Source organism: Providencia sp. PROV141 (assembly GCF_028481645.1).
GTDB classification, from domain to species: domain Bacteria; phylum Pseudomonadota; class Gammaproteobacteria; order Enterobacterales; family Enterobacteriaceae; genus Providencia; species Providencia rettgeri.
In genome coordinates this window covers 271,777-287,329 of record NZ_JAMPPR010000018.1, presented here as the reverse complement: position 1 = coordinate 287,329, position 15,553 = coordinate 271,777, and the positions used below count along the sequence as shown (strand labels likewise).

The window sequence follows — 15,553 nt, the reverse complement described above, 5'->3', positions numbered from 1 at the left end:
CACATCCTTAATTCTCAAAGTAGTGCTATGTTATTTTTCTTTTTTTAAACACGTCACATATTAAAGAGTTATTATGGCTATCAGCAACTAAATAAAACACATACCAGCGTTAAATTGTCTGAGCGATTATTTTTTCTGCATTTTTACGTGCTCGCTCGTCGATTTCTAAGACCTCTTCAATTGAAACAGGTTCAGAAAAAACTTGGCTATCTAATACACTGTGGTTAATTTTTGCTATATCCGTAAAGCGTATTTTACCTTCAAGAAAGGCCGCAACAGTCACTTCATTTGCGCCATTAAGTGCGGTTGTAGCAGCTTGCCCTTGATGGCAGGCATCAATTGCGAGCTTCAAGCAAGGATAGCGTTGGTAGTCAGGCAGAACAAACGTTAATGATGAAAGCGTTGCAAAATCAAGAGGTTTCGCACCAGATATAATACGTTGAGGATAAGCCATACTATATGAAATCGGAGTGCGCATATCAGGCGTACCAAGTTGTGCTATCACGCTGCCATCTTTATACCGAACCATAGAATGAATAACGGATTGAGGATGGATAATCACTTCCATCTGCTCAGCATTCGCATTAAAAAAGTAGCAAGCCTCAATATATTCTAGACCTTTATTCATCATTGTCGCTGAATCAACTGATATTTTTCGTCCCATTGACCAATTTGGGTGGTTACATGCTTCATCAGGTGTCACGTTATCAAAATGCGATAATGGTGTATCCCTAAATGGCCCGCCAGAACCGGTCAAAACAATACTTGAAATACCCGAAGCTGATAAATCAGCAAAGCCTAAATTGCGTTGAATAATTTCCGGTAAACTTTGGAAAATAGCATTATGCTCGCTATCAATAGGAAATACGGTTGCATTGTGCTTACGAATCTCATTAAAGAATAAACGGCCACTGGTAATTAAAGACTCTTTATTCGCTAATAATATTCTTTTACCTTTACGTATTGCAGCCAAGGTAGGAAGTAAACCGGCAACTCCGGTAATTGCTGACATAACTTGGTCGGCATCATCAAGGCCCGCGAGGTCAATAGCCGCTTGTTTTCCTGACAAAACCTCAGTCTTGCAGTTATGCTCAATCAAAATAGTTTTTAAGGCTTTTGCTGATAATTCATCCGCCATTGAGACATATTTCGGATTAAACTCAAGGCACTGTTTCGCCATTTCAGTGACATTTTTTCCTGCCACTAAAGCAACAATTTGAAATTTTTCGGGATTTTGGCGAACAACAGAAAGTGTATTTGTACCAATTGAGCCTGTAGAACCTAGGATTGTCAGACGTTTCATAGTGATTGAGTACTCTGTATTAATTCAATACTGAGATTATATCAGCTTAGAGGTTAGAAAGGATTTTTTAATAAACTTGAAAAATAATAAAGCCACGCTAACGCACACTTTTACCGTCTGCATTGGTGGCTTTATTATTATGATGGATTAAAATTCCATCAGCTCTGCTTCTTTTTGCGCTAATGCTTCATCAACTTTCTTGATGTAGCTATCAGTCAGTTTTTGGATATCATCTTGTGAACGACGCTCGTCATCTTCACTGATTTCTTTATCTTTCAGTAACGCTTTGACTTTGTCGTTAGCGTCACGGCGAACGTTACGAACTGCGATACGGCCTTGCTCTGCCTCACCACGAACCACTTTAATTAAGTCTTTACGACGTTCTTCCGTTAATGGAGGAAGTGGAACACGGATAACAGTACCCGCTGATGATGGGTTTAAGCCTAAATCAGATGCCATGATTGCTTTTTCAATCGCAGGTGACATGCTACGGTCAAAAACAGAAATAGCTAATGTGCGTGAATCTTCAACAGTGACGTTAGCTAATTGGCGCAAAGGTGTCGCTGAACCATAGTATTCAACAGTGATACCGTCTAATAGGCTTGGAGATGCACGGCCTGTGCGAACTTTACTAATTTGGCTTTTGAATGCTTCAAGGCTCTTTTCCATACGGTCTTGAGCATCTTTTTGGATTTCGTTAATCACGTTTTCAACCCTTAAGAACTGGTTATTAAAGGCCGCATGCGACCTCGCTTAAATTGTCTGAATTTATATTAGATAATACATTTAAACTCAGGTCATGTCTCTGAGTATTAATTGTGAGAAATCAGAGTTCCTTCATTTTCGCCCATAACAACGCGACGTAAAGCGCCCGGTTTATTCATATTGAATACGCGAATCGGTAAGTTATGGTCACGTGCTAATGTGAATGCCGCTAAATCCATCACTTTAAGTTCACGTTCCAAAACCTCTTGGTAACTCAGATTTTCATAAAGGACTGCGTCTGGGTCTTTAGCAGGGTCTGCTGAATACACACCATCAACTTTTGTCGCTTTTAACACGACATCCGCTTCAATTTCAATACCACGTAGGCATGCAGCGGAGTCTGTTGTAAAGAATGGGTTGCCTGTTCCTGCAGAAAAAATAACGACACGGCCGTGACGTAACAAGCTAATGGCCTCTGCCCAGCTATAGTTATCACAGACACCGTTAAGTGGGATCGCAGACATCAGTCTTGCATTCACATAGGCGCGATGTAATGCATCACGCATTGCGAGTCCGTTCATCACAGTTGCTAGCATCCCCATGTGGTCTCCGACAACACGGTTCATTCCAGCTTGTGCCAAACCAGCACCACGAAACAGGTTACCACCGCCAATAACCACACCGACCTGTATACCCAGTTCTATGAGTTCTTTAATTTCCTGAGCCATACGATCTAAAACGCTAGCATCGATACCAAAACCTTCTGCCCCTTGTAAGGCTTCGCCACTTAATTTAAGCAGAATACGCTGATAAACGGGTTTTGCATTGGTTGCCATGGTGTTCTGTCCTAACAGATATTTATTGGGGTAACACACGTAGAATTACAGTGTTCTACGTACCTAAATTTTGAATTAGTTTAAATATAATTTTTTTATACACAAGAATTCTAGCGCAATGCCTATGACGCTAACATCGCAGGGAATATACGTATATAAAACAGAGCCGCCAATTGGCGGCCCTTAGTTGATTACTTGCTCATTGCAGCAACTTCTGCTGCAAAGTCAGTTTCAACTTTCTCGATACCTTCACCTACTTCGAAACGAAGGAAACCAGAAACAGTAGCACCTTTCTCTTTCAGTAAGTCACCAACAGATTTGCTTGGGTCCATTACGAAAGGCTGGCCAGTCAGAGAGATTTCGCCAGTGAATTTGTTCATGCGACCGATAACCATTTTTTCAGCGATTTCGCGTGGTTTGCCAGATTGCATTGCGATGTCTAACTGGATTTGGTGCTCATGAGCAACAACATCAGCAGGAACATCATCTGGAGTCACATATTCAGGTTTGCTTGCAGCGATATGCATAGCGATGTGTTTCAGTAATTCTTCGTCAGCGCCTTCAGCCGCAACTAAAACACCAATACGAGCACCGTGCAGGTAGCTACCTACTTGTGCGCCTTCCAGAATAGCAACGCGACGAATATTGATGTTTTCACCAATTTTCGCAACTAATGTTGTACGAGCTTCTTCGAATTTTGCTTTCAGCGCATCGATGTCAGCATTTTTGTCAGCAACAACAGAAGCCAAAACTTCTTTACCGAATGCTAAGAAGCCTGCGTCTTTAGCAACGAAGTCAGTTTCACAGTTCAGCTCAACCAGAGCACCTGTTTTACCACCGTTGAAAACTTCAGTCAGGATAACACCTTCAGCTGCAACGCGACCTGCTTTTTTAGCCGCTTTTGCTTGACCTGATTTACGCATGTTATCAATCGCTAATTCGATGTCGCCATTAGCTTCAACGAGTGCTTTTTTACATTCCATCATACCTGCGCCAGTACGTTCGCGCAGTTCTTTTACCAATGCAGCGGTAATTCCAGACATGTGATTTATTCCTCGATATTCCCCGTGGGAGTCTTCCCCACGTGGATAGTTCTGATTCATATATAAAAGGGGCCTAAATCAGGCCCCTTCTAACATATAGCAGTACCTGTATAGCAATACCTAAATAAGGGTTTGGGCCTTATTACTCAGCTTCTACTAAGCTTTCTTCTGCTTGAACAGCCAGATCTTGTGAACGACCTTCACGAACGGTGCTTGCTACAGCGCCCAGATACAGTTTGATTGCACGGATTGCATCATCGTTACCAGGGATAACGAAGTCGATACCGTCTGGATCAGAGTTAGTATCAACGATAGCAAATACTGGGATACCCAGGTTGTTTGCTTCTTTAATAGCAATGTGTTCGTGGTCTGCATCGATAACGAACAGAGCGTCAGGTAAACCGCCCATATCTTTGATACCGCCTAAGCTGTTTTCTAACTTACCAAGTTCACGAGTACGCATCAGCGCTTCTTTCTTAGTCAGTTTGTCAAAAGTACCGTCTTGTGATTGAATTTCTAAATCTTTCAGACGTTTGATTGACTGACGAACGGTTTTCCAGTTAGTCAACATTCCGCCTAACCAACGGTGGTTAACGAAATATTGGTCACAGCTGTTAGCAGCTTCTTGAACGGCTTCGCTTGCAGCACGTTTAGTACCGACAAACAGAATTTTGCCTTTACGAGAAGCAATTTTAGTCAATTCAGCCAGAGCTTCGTTGAACATTGGAACAGTTTTTTCCAGGTTGATGATATGAACTTTGTTACGCGCACCGAAAATGAAAGGTTTCATTTTTGGGTTCCAGTAACGAGTCTGGTGACCAAAGTGTACGCCTGCTTGTAACATATCGCGCATGGAAACAGTTGCCATTTAATACCTCTGTATTTAAGTAATTGGGGTTATGCCTCCACAAATCCCATGCTACCGACTCCAAAGCTGCGTTAAAAAACGCATAAGAGCACCCCGGTGCACGTGTCGATTTGTGTGTGTTATTACACAATTGAGTTTTAAGTTTCGCACATCCAATATTTTTATCAGCGACTTCATCTTGATGCCATAAAATGTCATTTCGATGATGGTGATAAGAAATAATATGGATTGCCGGCGCGCTTTATACCATAAAACCAACCTAGAAGCCAACTTTTGTTGTTTTTTTCGCTCACAAAAGTGCCTAAAAGTGGATTTGGTTTAAAGCCATTGACCTGAGCAATATTTAACCATTGCTCAGGTCAATTATAGACGCTATTTGACAAGATAAAAAAGCCTTATTTTTGCAATGTCTTCTAGATGGCCTTCATTACTACTTTGCATTTTGTGCTGTTAAAAGCTCAAAATGAACAAGCTCTGCTCCTTTCCTTATCTACTATAAAGCAACTTCGACTTTCGAATCCATTCGATAGCTAGTTGGCAGAAAATGCGGTGGCTGTTACCATATGTCTCATCGATGTAAAATGGGCTCCCTATTTTTACCCCTCTTTTTTAACATGCCATTAATCAATGTTGGCATGAATGGACTACACTCATGGCTATTATTATCAAAACTGAAGAAGATATTCAGAAAATGCGCGTTGCTGGCCGCTTAGCCGCAGAAGTATTAGAAATGATTGCTCCGCACGTTGTGCCGGGAGTTAGTACGGGTGAATTAGATCGCCTATGTCATCAACATATTGTTGACGTACAGCAAGCTATCCCTGCGTGCCTAAATTATCACGGTTTTCCTAAATCAGTTTGCATTTCCGTCAATGATGTCATCTGCCACGGCATTCCTAGTGATGATAAAATTTTGAAAGATGGCGATATTGTCAATATTGATGTCACCGTCATTAAAGATGGTTTCCATGGCGATACCTCCAAAATGTTTATCGTTGGTAAACCAACGATTCAAGGTGAACGCCTTTGCCAAGTCACACTAGACAGTTTGTATTTAGCAATTCGCATGGTTAAACCGGGTATTCGCTTACGTACTTTGGGTAAAGCCATTCAAGAATTTGTCGAAAAACAAGATTTCTCCGTTGTGCGTGAATATTGCGGCCACGGCATTGGCCAAGGTTTCCATGAAGAACCACAAGTTCTACACTATGACGCTGACGACAGTGGCGTGATCCTGCAAAAAGGGATGACTTTTACCATTGAGCCTATGGTCAATACAGGCGATCATCGTATTCGCACCATGAAAGATGGTTGGACAGTTAAAACCAAAGACCGCGGTTGGTCTGCCCAATATGAACACACGTTAGTTGTGACAGATAACGGCTGTGAAATCCTCACACTGCGTAAAGAAGAAGAACCGTTTATCTCAGCAGTATTAGTTAACGAATAATCTTCTCTGTAGAGCCTTCCTAACCGAAGGCTCTTCCTCTGTTCATTTTTATCAAAAAACCGTAAGCTGGTAGCTACCCCCCTATTGCTATAATACGGAAAGATAAAGATGACTGTAAATTCAGCTTCCTACCTATCCCCTAATCAATTTAGTACTCATGACCTTGAACTTAATTCATTAAGACAACATGTCGATAATTTTGATCAGTGGCTCGAAGAGGCTTTTAACCAAGGTAAAGATGTTGTCGACCTCATTCACTTACGTAGTGACTACCTTGATGCCTTATTAACACGATTATGGCAATCCTTTCAATTTGATAAGCAACCAGATATGTCACTAATCGCGGTTGGGGGTTATGGACGCCACGAATTGCATCCACTTTCTGACATTGATATTTTAGTGTTAAGTAAAACCCCTCTTCCAGAGTACATCGCTAGCAAAATTGGGCAATTTATTACTCTATTGTGGGATCTACGGTTTGATATCGGCCACAGTGTTCGTTCGCTCGCTGAATGCATTGAAGCCGGAAATGCAGACCTAACCACTGCAACTAATCTCATTGAATCACGGTTAATCTGTGGTGATGTCACCCTATTTTTACAATTACAAAAAACCATTTTTAGCGATGATTTTTGGCCTTCCGCGGTCTTTTTTGCTGCAAAAATTGAAGAACAACAAGAGCGCCATCAACGCTACCATAGCACCAGCTATAATTTAGAACCTGATATTAAAAGTAGCCCTGGGGGATTGCGAGATATCCATACCTTACTGTGGGTCGGCAGGCGCCATTTTGGCGCAACCACCGTCGATGAAATGGTGGGCTTTGGCTTTCTCACCGAAGAAGAGCGCCAAGAACTCAAAGAGTGCTTAATGTTTTTATGGAAAATTCGTTTTGCACTCCATTTGGTGGTGAAACGTCATGATAATCGTCTACTATTTGACCGCCAATTTAGCGTGGCTCGGTTACTGGGTTATGAGGGCGAAAAGAACCAACCCGTTGAACGAATGATGAAAGATTTCTATCGTGTCACTCGCCGGGTGAGGGAACTCAATCAAATGCTATTACAATTATTTGATGAAGCCATTTTAACACTCAACCCTAACGAAAAACCGCGCCCTATTGATTCGCTATTCCAATTACGCGGGTCATTGATTGATGTTATTGATGAAGAGTTATTTATTAAGCAACCAGCTGCTATTTTAAAAATGTTTTATCAAATGGCTCGCTATCCAAATATTACAGGGATCTATTCCACCACATTGCGTCAGCTTCGTTACGCGCGCCGTAACCTTTCAGTGCCATTATGTGAAATCCCTGAAGCCCGAAAACTGTTTATCAAAATTCTACGCCACCCCAGAGCAATCAAAGGTGCTTTTGTTCCCATGCACCTTCATAGTGTATTAAGCGCTTACACACCGCTATGGAGCAATATCGTCGGGCAAATGCAGTTCGACCTATTCCATGCATATACCGTTGATGAACATACTATTCGTGTGCTGCAAAAAATTGATAGCTTTACCTTAGAAGAAAACCGACGAGATCACCCTCTTTGTGTCAGTGTTTATCCTAAATTATTGCAACCTGAACTTTTACGATTAGCGGCGATTTTCCACGATATCGCTAAAGGTCGCTCAGGAGATCACTCCGATCTCGGCTCTGACTTTGTTTATGATTTTGCCTTACTACATGATTTTTCTACCAAAGAAGCTGAATTGGCGTCATGGTTGGTGAAAAATCACTTATTGATGTCAGTAACCGCTCAACGACGTGATATTCAAGACCCTGATGTCATTAAACAATTTGCAGGGGAAGTTAAAACCGTTTCACGGCTTAACTACTTGATGTGCCTAACTGTCGCGGACATTTGCGCGACAAATAGCACTCTGTGGAATAGTTGGAAACAGAGTTTAATTCGTGAACTATTTTTATCTACAGAACATCAATTAAATCAAGGCATGCAAAGTACCCCTGACTTACGTGAACGTATTCGTCACCATCGTTATCAGGCTTTATCATTACTACGTCAATCGTCAATTGATGAAGAGAAACTACAAGGGTTATGGTCTCGCTGCCATGCAGATTATTTTTTACGTCACACACCATCCCAGTTAGCATGGCATGCTAAGCACCTGCTGGCCCATGATTTGAGCCAGCCTTTAGTGTTAATCAGCACGCAGCCTAAACATGGCGGAACAGAAATTTTTATTTGGTGCCATGATAAACCCCATTTATTTGCCGCTGTCGCCAGCGAATTAGATCGACGAAATTTAAGCATTCACAGTGCTCAAATTTTTACTAACAAAGACAATATGGCCATGGATACCTTCGTCGTACTGGAGCCTAACGGTAGCCCTCTATCCAAAGACAGATACGATCATATTCGAAAAATGTTGTTATTAGCCGTTCAGCAACCCGAAATTTCACTGCCTAAGCCTCGTACTCTACCGTCAAAATTACGTCACTTTACCGTACCAACAAAAGTCAATTTTCTACATTCCACTAACGAACGTCGCTCTTATATGGAGTTGTTCGCTTTGGATCAACCAGGTTTATTAGCTCGTATCGGTCATATTTTTGCTCAAATGGAAATTTCTCTGTATGGCGCACGCATCACCACAATTGGCGAAAAAGTGGAAGATTTCTTTGTGTTAGCAGATAAAGATCACAAAGCGTTGACTAAAAATATGCAACAAGAGTTATCAGAAAGGTTGACAGAAACCCTAAAATCGAAGGATAAAATATAGCGTCCATCACATTTTCATGGTGAACGTTCACTTTTATGTCATTCAAGAGGAAAATACAATCAATGCAGCATTTACAAGCGATCATTGAACAAGCGTTCGAAGAGCGAGCTAGTATCACACCAAATACCGTATCAAGCTCGGTGAAACAAGCCGTGCTAGATACCATTGCATTACTCGATAGCGGCAAATTGCGTGTAGCTGAAAAAATTGCCGGCGTTTGGGTTACCCATCAATGGCTGAAAAAAGCCGTTTTGTTATCCTTTCGCATTCAAGATAACCAAGTCATTGACGGTGCAGAAAGCCGTTATTTCGATAAAGTGCCGATGAAATTTGCGGATTATGACCAAGCTCGCTTCGAGAAAGAAGGTTTCCGAGTTGTTCCTCCAGCGGCTGTACGCAAAGGCGCTTATATCGCTAAAAATAGCGTATTAATGCCGTCATATGTCAACATTGGTGCTTACGTTGATGAAGGCACAATGGTGGATACATGGGCAACCGTGGGCTCATGTGCGCAGATTGGTAAAAACGTACATTTATCTGGTGGCGTGGGTATTGGCGGTGTCTTAGAGCCACTACAAGCCAACCCAACGATTATTGAAGACAACTGCTTTATTGGTGCTCGTTCAGAAGTGGTTGAAGGTGTGATTGTTGAAGAAGGCTCCGTTATTTCAATGGGAGTTTATCTGGGGCAAAGTACCAAAATTTATGACCGTGAAACAGGTGAAATTCATTACGGCCGAGTCCCGGCTGGCTCCGTAGTTGTTTCGGGTAATTTACCATCAAAAGATGGCCGCTATAGCCTGTATTGCGCGGTCATTGTTAAAAAAGTCGATGAGAAAACTCGCGGCAAAGTAGGCATTAATGAATTATTAAGAACGATTGATGAGTAATTAACCACCTAGAATCTCATACCAAACCTGTTACTGGTTTTTATAATAAGTTTTTGTCATGAGCCATTGTAATTAGGTTAAAAACCGAAGCTATCCCGAATCGCATACACTCGTATGCAACTCGGGTGGCCATATCAGCGTTACCTTTTAATATTAGCGCATTAATTGCAAAGAGAAGTTTGTCAATTTCTAGAAATCGCGCATAATATGTCCGTAGCTTTTGCCGTTTACCTCTAATAAAACTGTATTATTTTATTTTTCATTATAATGATGCTGTTTGCATAATAACATCATTCAATCTATCACCCAGATGGGTAGAATAGATAATTTATTAACGAGAAATAGACCGATATTGTTACGGCCTGCTCACACTATCACTTTGTTCACCGACTCTGTCTCTACAGTAAAGCGAGCTAACATGTACGATAATTTGAAAAGTTTAGGCATCAGTAACCCTCAAGACATCGACCGCTACACCTTACGCCAAGAAGCGAATAATGACATTTTAAAAATTTATTTTCGCAAAGATAAAGGGGAGTTTTTCGCTAAAAGCGTAAAATTCAAATATCCACGCCAGCGTAAAACCATTGCGGATGGTAATAATAATTTCAAAGAAATTAATGAAATTAACACTAACCTGCGTTATGCCATCGAAGAACTAGACCAAATTTGCCAAACAGATCAAACTGATATTGATTTAAAACACAAAATTCTTGATGATTTACGCCATCTTGAACATGTGGTTTCAAACAAGATCGCGGAAATTGAAGCGGATCTAGAAAAATTGACCCGTAAATAATTTACAGGCGAAACGATTGATTTACTGCGCCGTAGTACTGCCGATATTTATCATTAATACTGGTAATACTACGGTGCAGATATTTAAAGTAGCTCTGCCCATGCTTCAACCCAAGGCTTAGCAAACTCCTCGGGAACATCCACTTCAATCGCATCAATAAATAAGATATCACCAATACGAGTTGCTGATTGCTCAGCTAACAGCTCATCAAAACGAGTTCCTGCTCCGCAAAAACTTTCATAACTGCTATCGCCTAAAGCAATTAGGCCATAACGCAAATCGGGTTGATAACCGACAACATCTTTGATTTCGCTATATAATGGGGCGATTGTATCAGGTAAATCCCCTTGCCCTGTCGATGAAGTAACAATAAGTGCAATTTCATGGCCTGAATTATAAAGTTGCCAATCGCTCAAGGTGGGCTCATCAAAAACAACCACTTCATGCCCTTGCTGCTCTAAAACTTCTTGTGCCACTTCTGCAACAGCTAAAGAGTTCCCATAGACAGTACCAACAAAAATGCCTATTTTTGACATAATATTCCCTCTATTTCATAGTTAACTTGATGAGTTAATGACGTTTATCCCTAATTTTGCAACTTTATCTGACCATCCAAATTGCTCAATTAATGACAACCATTGTGTATCCCACGTGGCAACTAACGATATATTTTCTTTTGTTATTGGGTGATTTAAATTTAATAAGCTGGCATGTAACATCAAGCGAGACACTGAAAAATGTGTATTCACCCCTCTATTCTGCCGTAAGTCCCCATGCTTGCTATCACCAATAATAGGGTGACGAAGGTGAGACATATGCCTTCTCAATTGATGTTTACGACCAGTTTCAGGTTTTAACTCAACTAAACTAAATCTTGATGTTTCATATCGCCCAATCGCAATAGCGCATTCAACTGTTGCTATCGGTTTACAGTGGGTAACGCATTCCTGTAAAACAGGTTCACGTGACGCATGTTTATCTGCAATTTTATCTAACTCTTCTAATAGCGGATAATCGATGGTTTGCTCTTCGGTTAAATAACCACGAACAACGGCGTGATACACTTTTTCTAGTTGATGGTTTTCAAATTGAGCCGATAACAGCCTTGCAACCTCACTCGATAATGCAAAAAGTAATATACCTGAGGTAGGCCTATCGAGGCGATGAATGGGATAAACATACTGGCCAATTTGGTCACGTAATGTTTGCATCACAAATACGGTTTCTTTACTGTCCAGCCAGCTGCGGTGCACTAACATACCCGCAGGCTTATTCACCGCCACCATATATTCATCGTGATAAATAATTTCCAACATCAATAAATTACCCGCGGGTCTTCGTTGGGAAAAAGCCATCTAATTCACGCAAGTGATTAATAATTAGCGTGTATTGTTCTTCTTCATCATGCTTATAAGCTTCTTCAAAATAAGGCGCGACTGCAAAATTAGTTGGCAGTACTGCCTCTTGCTCAATTAACATTTGAAGACGAGGTATCAAAATCCACTGTAGCCACTCAATAGCCTCCATTGTATCAATACAAAAAGGCTCTACACTGTTAAACGCTTCCGGTAACGGCGGTTGTTCATTCCAAAGAGATTTTAATTTCATTTCCTCTTCTAAGTGGCGAAGTTTCTCAATAATACGTTGTTCAATATTCATGCTTAAACTCATTTAGTGATGGCTGTGGCAAATATACGGTATTTTCTATCACAATTCTGTCGGATAAATGGGGTTAAAAGTTAGCAAATACAAGTTTATTTATTTTGCTTATTTATAATTATTATCCCAGCTATTAAGTTAACAACCCGTTTAATAAGATTCGTTTATATTTTGTTGCAGATAACACATGTATGATTAAATGTTTTATTAATTTAGTATTTACATAATAATTAACAACAAAATGGTTTATCTATGGGACGACTAAAACAGTGGCGCAAGGAAAATAAAACTTGGAAAGTTTTAAAATCCAAGTATGTTGAATTTAAAAGAAAAGTACGCATTTCAAAGCTACCTTCGTCACAATATCAGCATTATCAAGCTATGTGCCAAAACTACCACAGTGCCCAGCTTTCTTCAGTTATTGAAGGTGTTCCTCGCTTTATTGAACGCCCCATAAATAAGTACCTGCATAAAGCATGGAGTGGAAAGCAAAAGCTATTAACCGCCAGCTACACTCTTAACTTAATTGAAAACACATTTAAACCTGAAGCTATTGAAGCGATGTTTTCTGCAAAACGGGAAGGGCTTCTCGTGGCAAACATTGAATTAAAATCAGGCGAGTTCGCTCAATTAACTTTGATTTACTCTCAATATCCTCGGGAAGGCGATCTCACTCTACATTTGAGAAATGAAACGGGTGACGATATTTACTTAATGAGCTTTTCCTTTGGCCCTGAAGGACAACTATACGTGTGCTCTTTGCAAGGTCCTTCCACTGAACAAAGTGTCGACCAAGTTAGGTTGATAACAAAGCAGATGCATGGAATGAGACCAAAAAACTTATTAATGTCAGCAATTTATGCCGTAGCAAGCTTCTTTCAGGTAAAATCAATATTAGGAATTTCAAACCAGTGCCATATCAAGAGCCAGCATTTGAAATCAAGTTACGATACGTTTTGGCAAGAATGTAGTGCAACGAAAACACCTGATGGTTGGTTCCAATTACCCATTCAAGAGCCTGTACGAGATATTGAGTCAGTGAAAAGCCAGCGTCGTGCTGAGTTTCGCCGCCGAGAAGCACTACGCGATGCCATGACTCAAGATATTATCACCTCGTTAACCAAGAATTCAATTAGCTTAACGAATTGATTTTCTCCAATAAATTACCTTTAACACTTTAACATCATTCCGCTACGAATGATTCATAACTAAAAAAGCCAGTCAACCTAAGCTGACTGGCTCATATTTTAAAATTTACGCATCCTGCAAAATGACTTCCCGTCATTCAACATCCTGTTGATTAAAACAAATTCATAGATTCATCATCTAATCGCGTTCCATCGCCTTGTTTTAAACAATTTTTACACCTCACATAAAGGTATAAAAAGCTAAACGAGTTTACCCTGTCCAGCGAGATAAGAATGCATTAAATCTATTAATGAAACAACCTAGCAAAATAAACAATAAAGCAGTAAAAACATTCGCAAAACGCCAACTAGGTAGTAACGCCATGAAATTAAAAGTTAAATAATTATCATTACAATATAAAGATCATTTTTTAAGAAATTACTTAGTTTAATTGTAGGTATTTACTTACACAAACCCACTTAAAAACACTTACCCCTGAGGTTCAACAACAACCACTAGTTCATCAAGAAAACTTGTTAAATTCGAAGAAAGTACACGCCTGTCCTGACTACCAAATTTTTCTAATATAATTTCCCCCGTGAGATTACACATTGATATCATTTCAATCTCAGATTCTAAAGTCGCGATGAAGAGCGTGGGGGATAGTTTTAAACGCTTTTGAGTGACTAAATGACCAATTAAATTCTCTTGCAAACGGATGAAATCATCTTCATTCCATACTTGCACTAAGCTCAGCGTAATGTCACGAAATATGGCTTTCATATCACCAGCAAGCTGTGTCGTATAAAAAGTATGGATATCACTTTGTAAATTAATCTCTAATGCTGTCGCAACTTTATCCAAGTTAGCATTCTTTATTGGAAATGGTTGAGGCTCCCAGTAAACCCAATTTTCACCTGTGCGGACAATACAGGGAGATGGAATACCATATAAGTCTGCTGATGCAGGAGGTAGTCCCGTTTGTTGATGCCATTGTGAAACATATTTCTGAGTAAAATTTTGTAGTGCGACAGAATGTGATGTATTCATAATTATGTATTTTTTGTAGTCAATTTAAAGAGAAAGGCGTCAATGTTGCCGATAAATGGTATTATGACAGAAGTTCACAGACGAAGAAAATATCCCAATTTTTACCTGTTAGCCTCATTTTCAGTTTATGAAGTATAAGGACTCCTATGTCACACTATCAGAATAATCCCGCACTTAATAATTTAACTCTTGGGAAAAAAACGGCTTATCATGACCTGTATGATGCCACATTATTACAAGCCGTTCCTCGTAGCTTAAATCGTGATCCTTTAGCAATTCACGCTAAGTCGCTTCCATTTCACGGTGCTGACATTTGGACAATGTACGAGCTTTCATGGCTAAATCAGCGTGGTGTTCCCCAAGTCGCGATAGGCTCGATTAGTGTTGATGCAAATAGCGAAAATTTAATTGAGTCTAAAAGTTTTAAGCTTTATCTAAACAGTTTTAACCAAACGCGTTTTGAAACTTGGGAAAATGTGCGAAGCGCTTTGCAAAATGATTTAAGCCGCTGTGCTAATGGACAAGTAAGCGTTACACTTCATAAATTAGAGCACTTTTCTCATCAGCCTATCCAGCCATTACTTGGCGCATGTATTGATGAGCAAGAAATTGATATTGATAATTATGAGTTTAATCGTGACTATTTGGCGAATTGTACCCAACAACAGGCTGTCGACGAAACGTTAGTGAGCCATTTATTAAAATCAAACTGTTTAATTACCAATCAACCTGACTGGGGCTCTGTACAGATCCACTATCGTGGACCAAAAATTGATCGCGAAGCCTTATTACGTTACTTGGTTTCATTTCGCCATCATAATGAGTTTCACGAACAATGCGTTGAACGCATTTTCACTGATATTATGCAATTATGTAAACCTGAAAAATTAAGTGTTTACGCACGCTATACTCGTCGTGGAGGGCTTGATATAAACCCATGGCGTAGTAATGAAGAATTTACGCCTGAATTAGGTCGTTTATCACGGCAATAAATATATATAGTTGAAAAGTAAATGTAATTAATACATTTACAGTACAATTCACATATCAAGAACCCATGGGGTAAAGGAGTACTAC

The 15,553-nt window shown here is 40.1% G+C and carries 15 protein-coding genes; 6 read left to right on the top strand and 9 right to left on the bottom strand.

Annotation, left to right across the window (positions count from 1 at the left end):
* Positions 1–109: 109 nt before the first annotated feature.
* From ispC to rpsB, 5 genes are all read right to left on the bottom strand, one after another.
* A complete protein-coding gene (gene ispC / locus PSF09_RS13455; protein WP_272664250.1) occupies positions 110–1,303 on the bottom strand; it encodes a 1-deoxy-D-xylulose-5-phosphate reductoisomerase in 1,194 nt (397 codons plus the stop codon).
* A gap of 147 nt (positions 1,304–1,450) precedes the next feature.
* The gene (gene frr / locus PSF09_RS13450) at positions 1,451–2,008 is read right to left on the bottom strand and encodes a ribosome recycling factor (RefSeq protein ID WP_272684003.1); all 558 of its coding nucleotides are present in this window, start codon (positions 2,006–2,008) and stop codon (positions 1,451–1,453) included.
* Between the two features lie 107 nt (positions 2,009–2,115).
* Positions 2,116–2,844 (bottom strand): UMP kinase, encoded by a 729-nt coding sequence (pyrH, locus tag PSF09_RS13445; protein ID WP_004257499.1) that lies wholly within the window; start codon positions 2,842–2,844, stop codon positions 2,116–2,118.
* Positions 2,845–3,035: 191 nt separating this feature from the next.
* A complete protein-coding gene (gene tsf / locus PSF09_RS13440) occupies positions 3,036–3,887 on the bottom strand; it encodes a translation elongation factor Ts (RefSeq protein ID WP_004908761.1) in 852 nt (283 codons plus the stop codon).
* Positions 3,888–4,029: 142 nt separating this feature from the next.
* Positions 4,030–4,755, bottom strand: a complete 726-nt coding sequence (rpsB, locus tag PSF09_RS13435) for a 30S ribosomal protein S2 (RefSeq protein WP_004908759.1) — start codon at positions 4,753–4,755, stop codon at positions 4,030–4,032.
* 652 nt (positions 4,756–5,407) lie between these two features.
* On the opposite strand from rpsB, the gene map reads away from it, so the two are divergent.
* From map to PSF09_RS13415, 4 genes are all read left to right on the top strand, one after another.
* Positions 5,408–6,205: a type I methionyl aminopeptidase gene (map, locus tag PSF09_RS13430; RefSeq protein ID WP_210836180.1), complete on the top strand. Its 798-nt coding sequence runs from the start codon at positions 5,408–5,410 to the stop codon at positions 6,203–6,205.
* A gap of 108 nt (positions 6,206–6,313) precedes the next feature.
* Positions 6,314–8,950 carry a bifunctional uridylyltransferase/uridylyl-removing protein GlnD gene (gene glnD / locus PSF09_RS13425; protein ID WP_272664251.1) on the top strand — a complete coding sequence of 879 codons (2,637 nt, stop codon included), beginning with the start codon at positions 6,314–6,316 and terminating at the stop codon, positions 8,948–8,950.
* Between the two features lie 62 nt (positions 8,951–9,012).
* Complete coding sequence (gene dapD, locus PSF09_RS13420; protein ID WP_004908750.1) at positions 9,013–9,840, top strand: 2,3,4,5-tetrahydropyridine-2,6-dicarboxylate N-succinyltransferase; 828 nt, start codon at positions 9,013–9,015, stop codon at positions 9,838–9,840.
* A 418-nt stretch (positions 9,841–10,258) separates the two neighbouring features.
* Positions 10,259–10,639: a DUF3461 family protein gene (locus PSF09_RS13415; protein ID WP_004908747.1), complete on the top strand. Its 381-nt coding sequence runs from the start codon at positions 10,259–10,261 to the stop codon at positions 10,637–10,639.
* An 83-nt stretch (positions 10,640–10,722) separates the two neighbouring features.
* Here PSF09_RS13415 and PSF09_RS13410 read toward each other — a convergent pair whose 3' ends face one another.
* Genes PSF09_RS13410 through PSF09_RS13400 form a run of 3 tightly spaced genes read right to left on the bottom strand, consistent with a single transcriptional unit; the run spans position 10,723 to position 12,298 of the window.
* Positions 10,723–11,175 carry a flavodoxin gene (locus PSF09_RS13410; protein ID WP_272664252.1) on the bottom strand — a complete coding sequence of 151 codons (453 nt, stop codon included), beginning with the start codon at positions 11,173–11,175 and terminating at the stop codon, positions 10,723–10,725.
* Between the two features lie 21 nt (positions 11,176–11,196).
* Positions 11,197–11,955 (bottom strand): tRNA pseudouridine(65) synthase TruC, encoded by a 759-nt coding sequence (gene truC / locus PSF09_RS13405; protein ID WP_115167788.1) that lies wholly within the window; start codon positions 11,953–11,955, stop codon positions 11,197–11,199.
* A 7-nt stretch (positions 11,956–11,962) separates the two neighbouring features.
* A complete protein-coding gene (locus PSF09_RS13400; RefSeq protein WP_272684002.1) occupies positions 11,963–12,298 on the bottom strand; it encodes a YqcC family protein in 336 nt (111 codons plus the stop codon).
* A 252-nt stretch (positions 12,299–12,550) separates the two neighbouring features.
* Here PSF09_RS13400 and PSF09_RS13395 point away from each other — a divergent pair, with 252 nt between their 5' ends.
* On the top strand, positions 12,551–13,447 hold the full coding sequence (locus tag PSF09_RS13395; RefSeq protein WP_210836174.1) for a DUF535 family protein: 897 nt from the start codon (positions 12,551–12,553) through the stop codon (positions 13,445–13,447).
* A gap of 468 nt (positions 13,448–13,915) precedes the next feature.
* Here PSF09_RS13395 and syd read toward each other — a convergent pair whose 3' ends face one another.
* Entirely contained in the window at positions 13,916–14,476 is a 561-nt protein-coding gene (gene syd / locus PSF09_RS13390) for a SecY-interacting protein (protein WP_272664254.1), read from the bottom strand.
* 146 nt (positions 14,477–14,622) lie between these two features.
* Here syd and queF point away from each other — a divergent pair, with 146 nt between their 5' ends.
* Positions 14,623–15,468: an NADPH-dependent 7-cyano-7-deazaguanine reductase QueF gene (gene queF, locus PSF09_RS13385; protein WP_272664255.1), complete on the top strand. Its 846-nt coding sequence runs from the start codon at positions 14,623–14,625 to the stop codon at positions 15,466–15,468.
* The last annotated feature ends 85 nt before the right edge of the window (positions 15,469–15,553 follow it).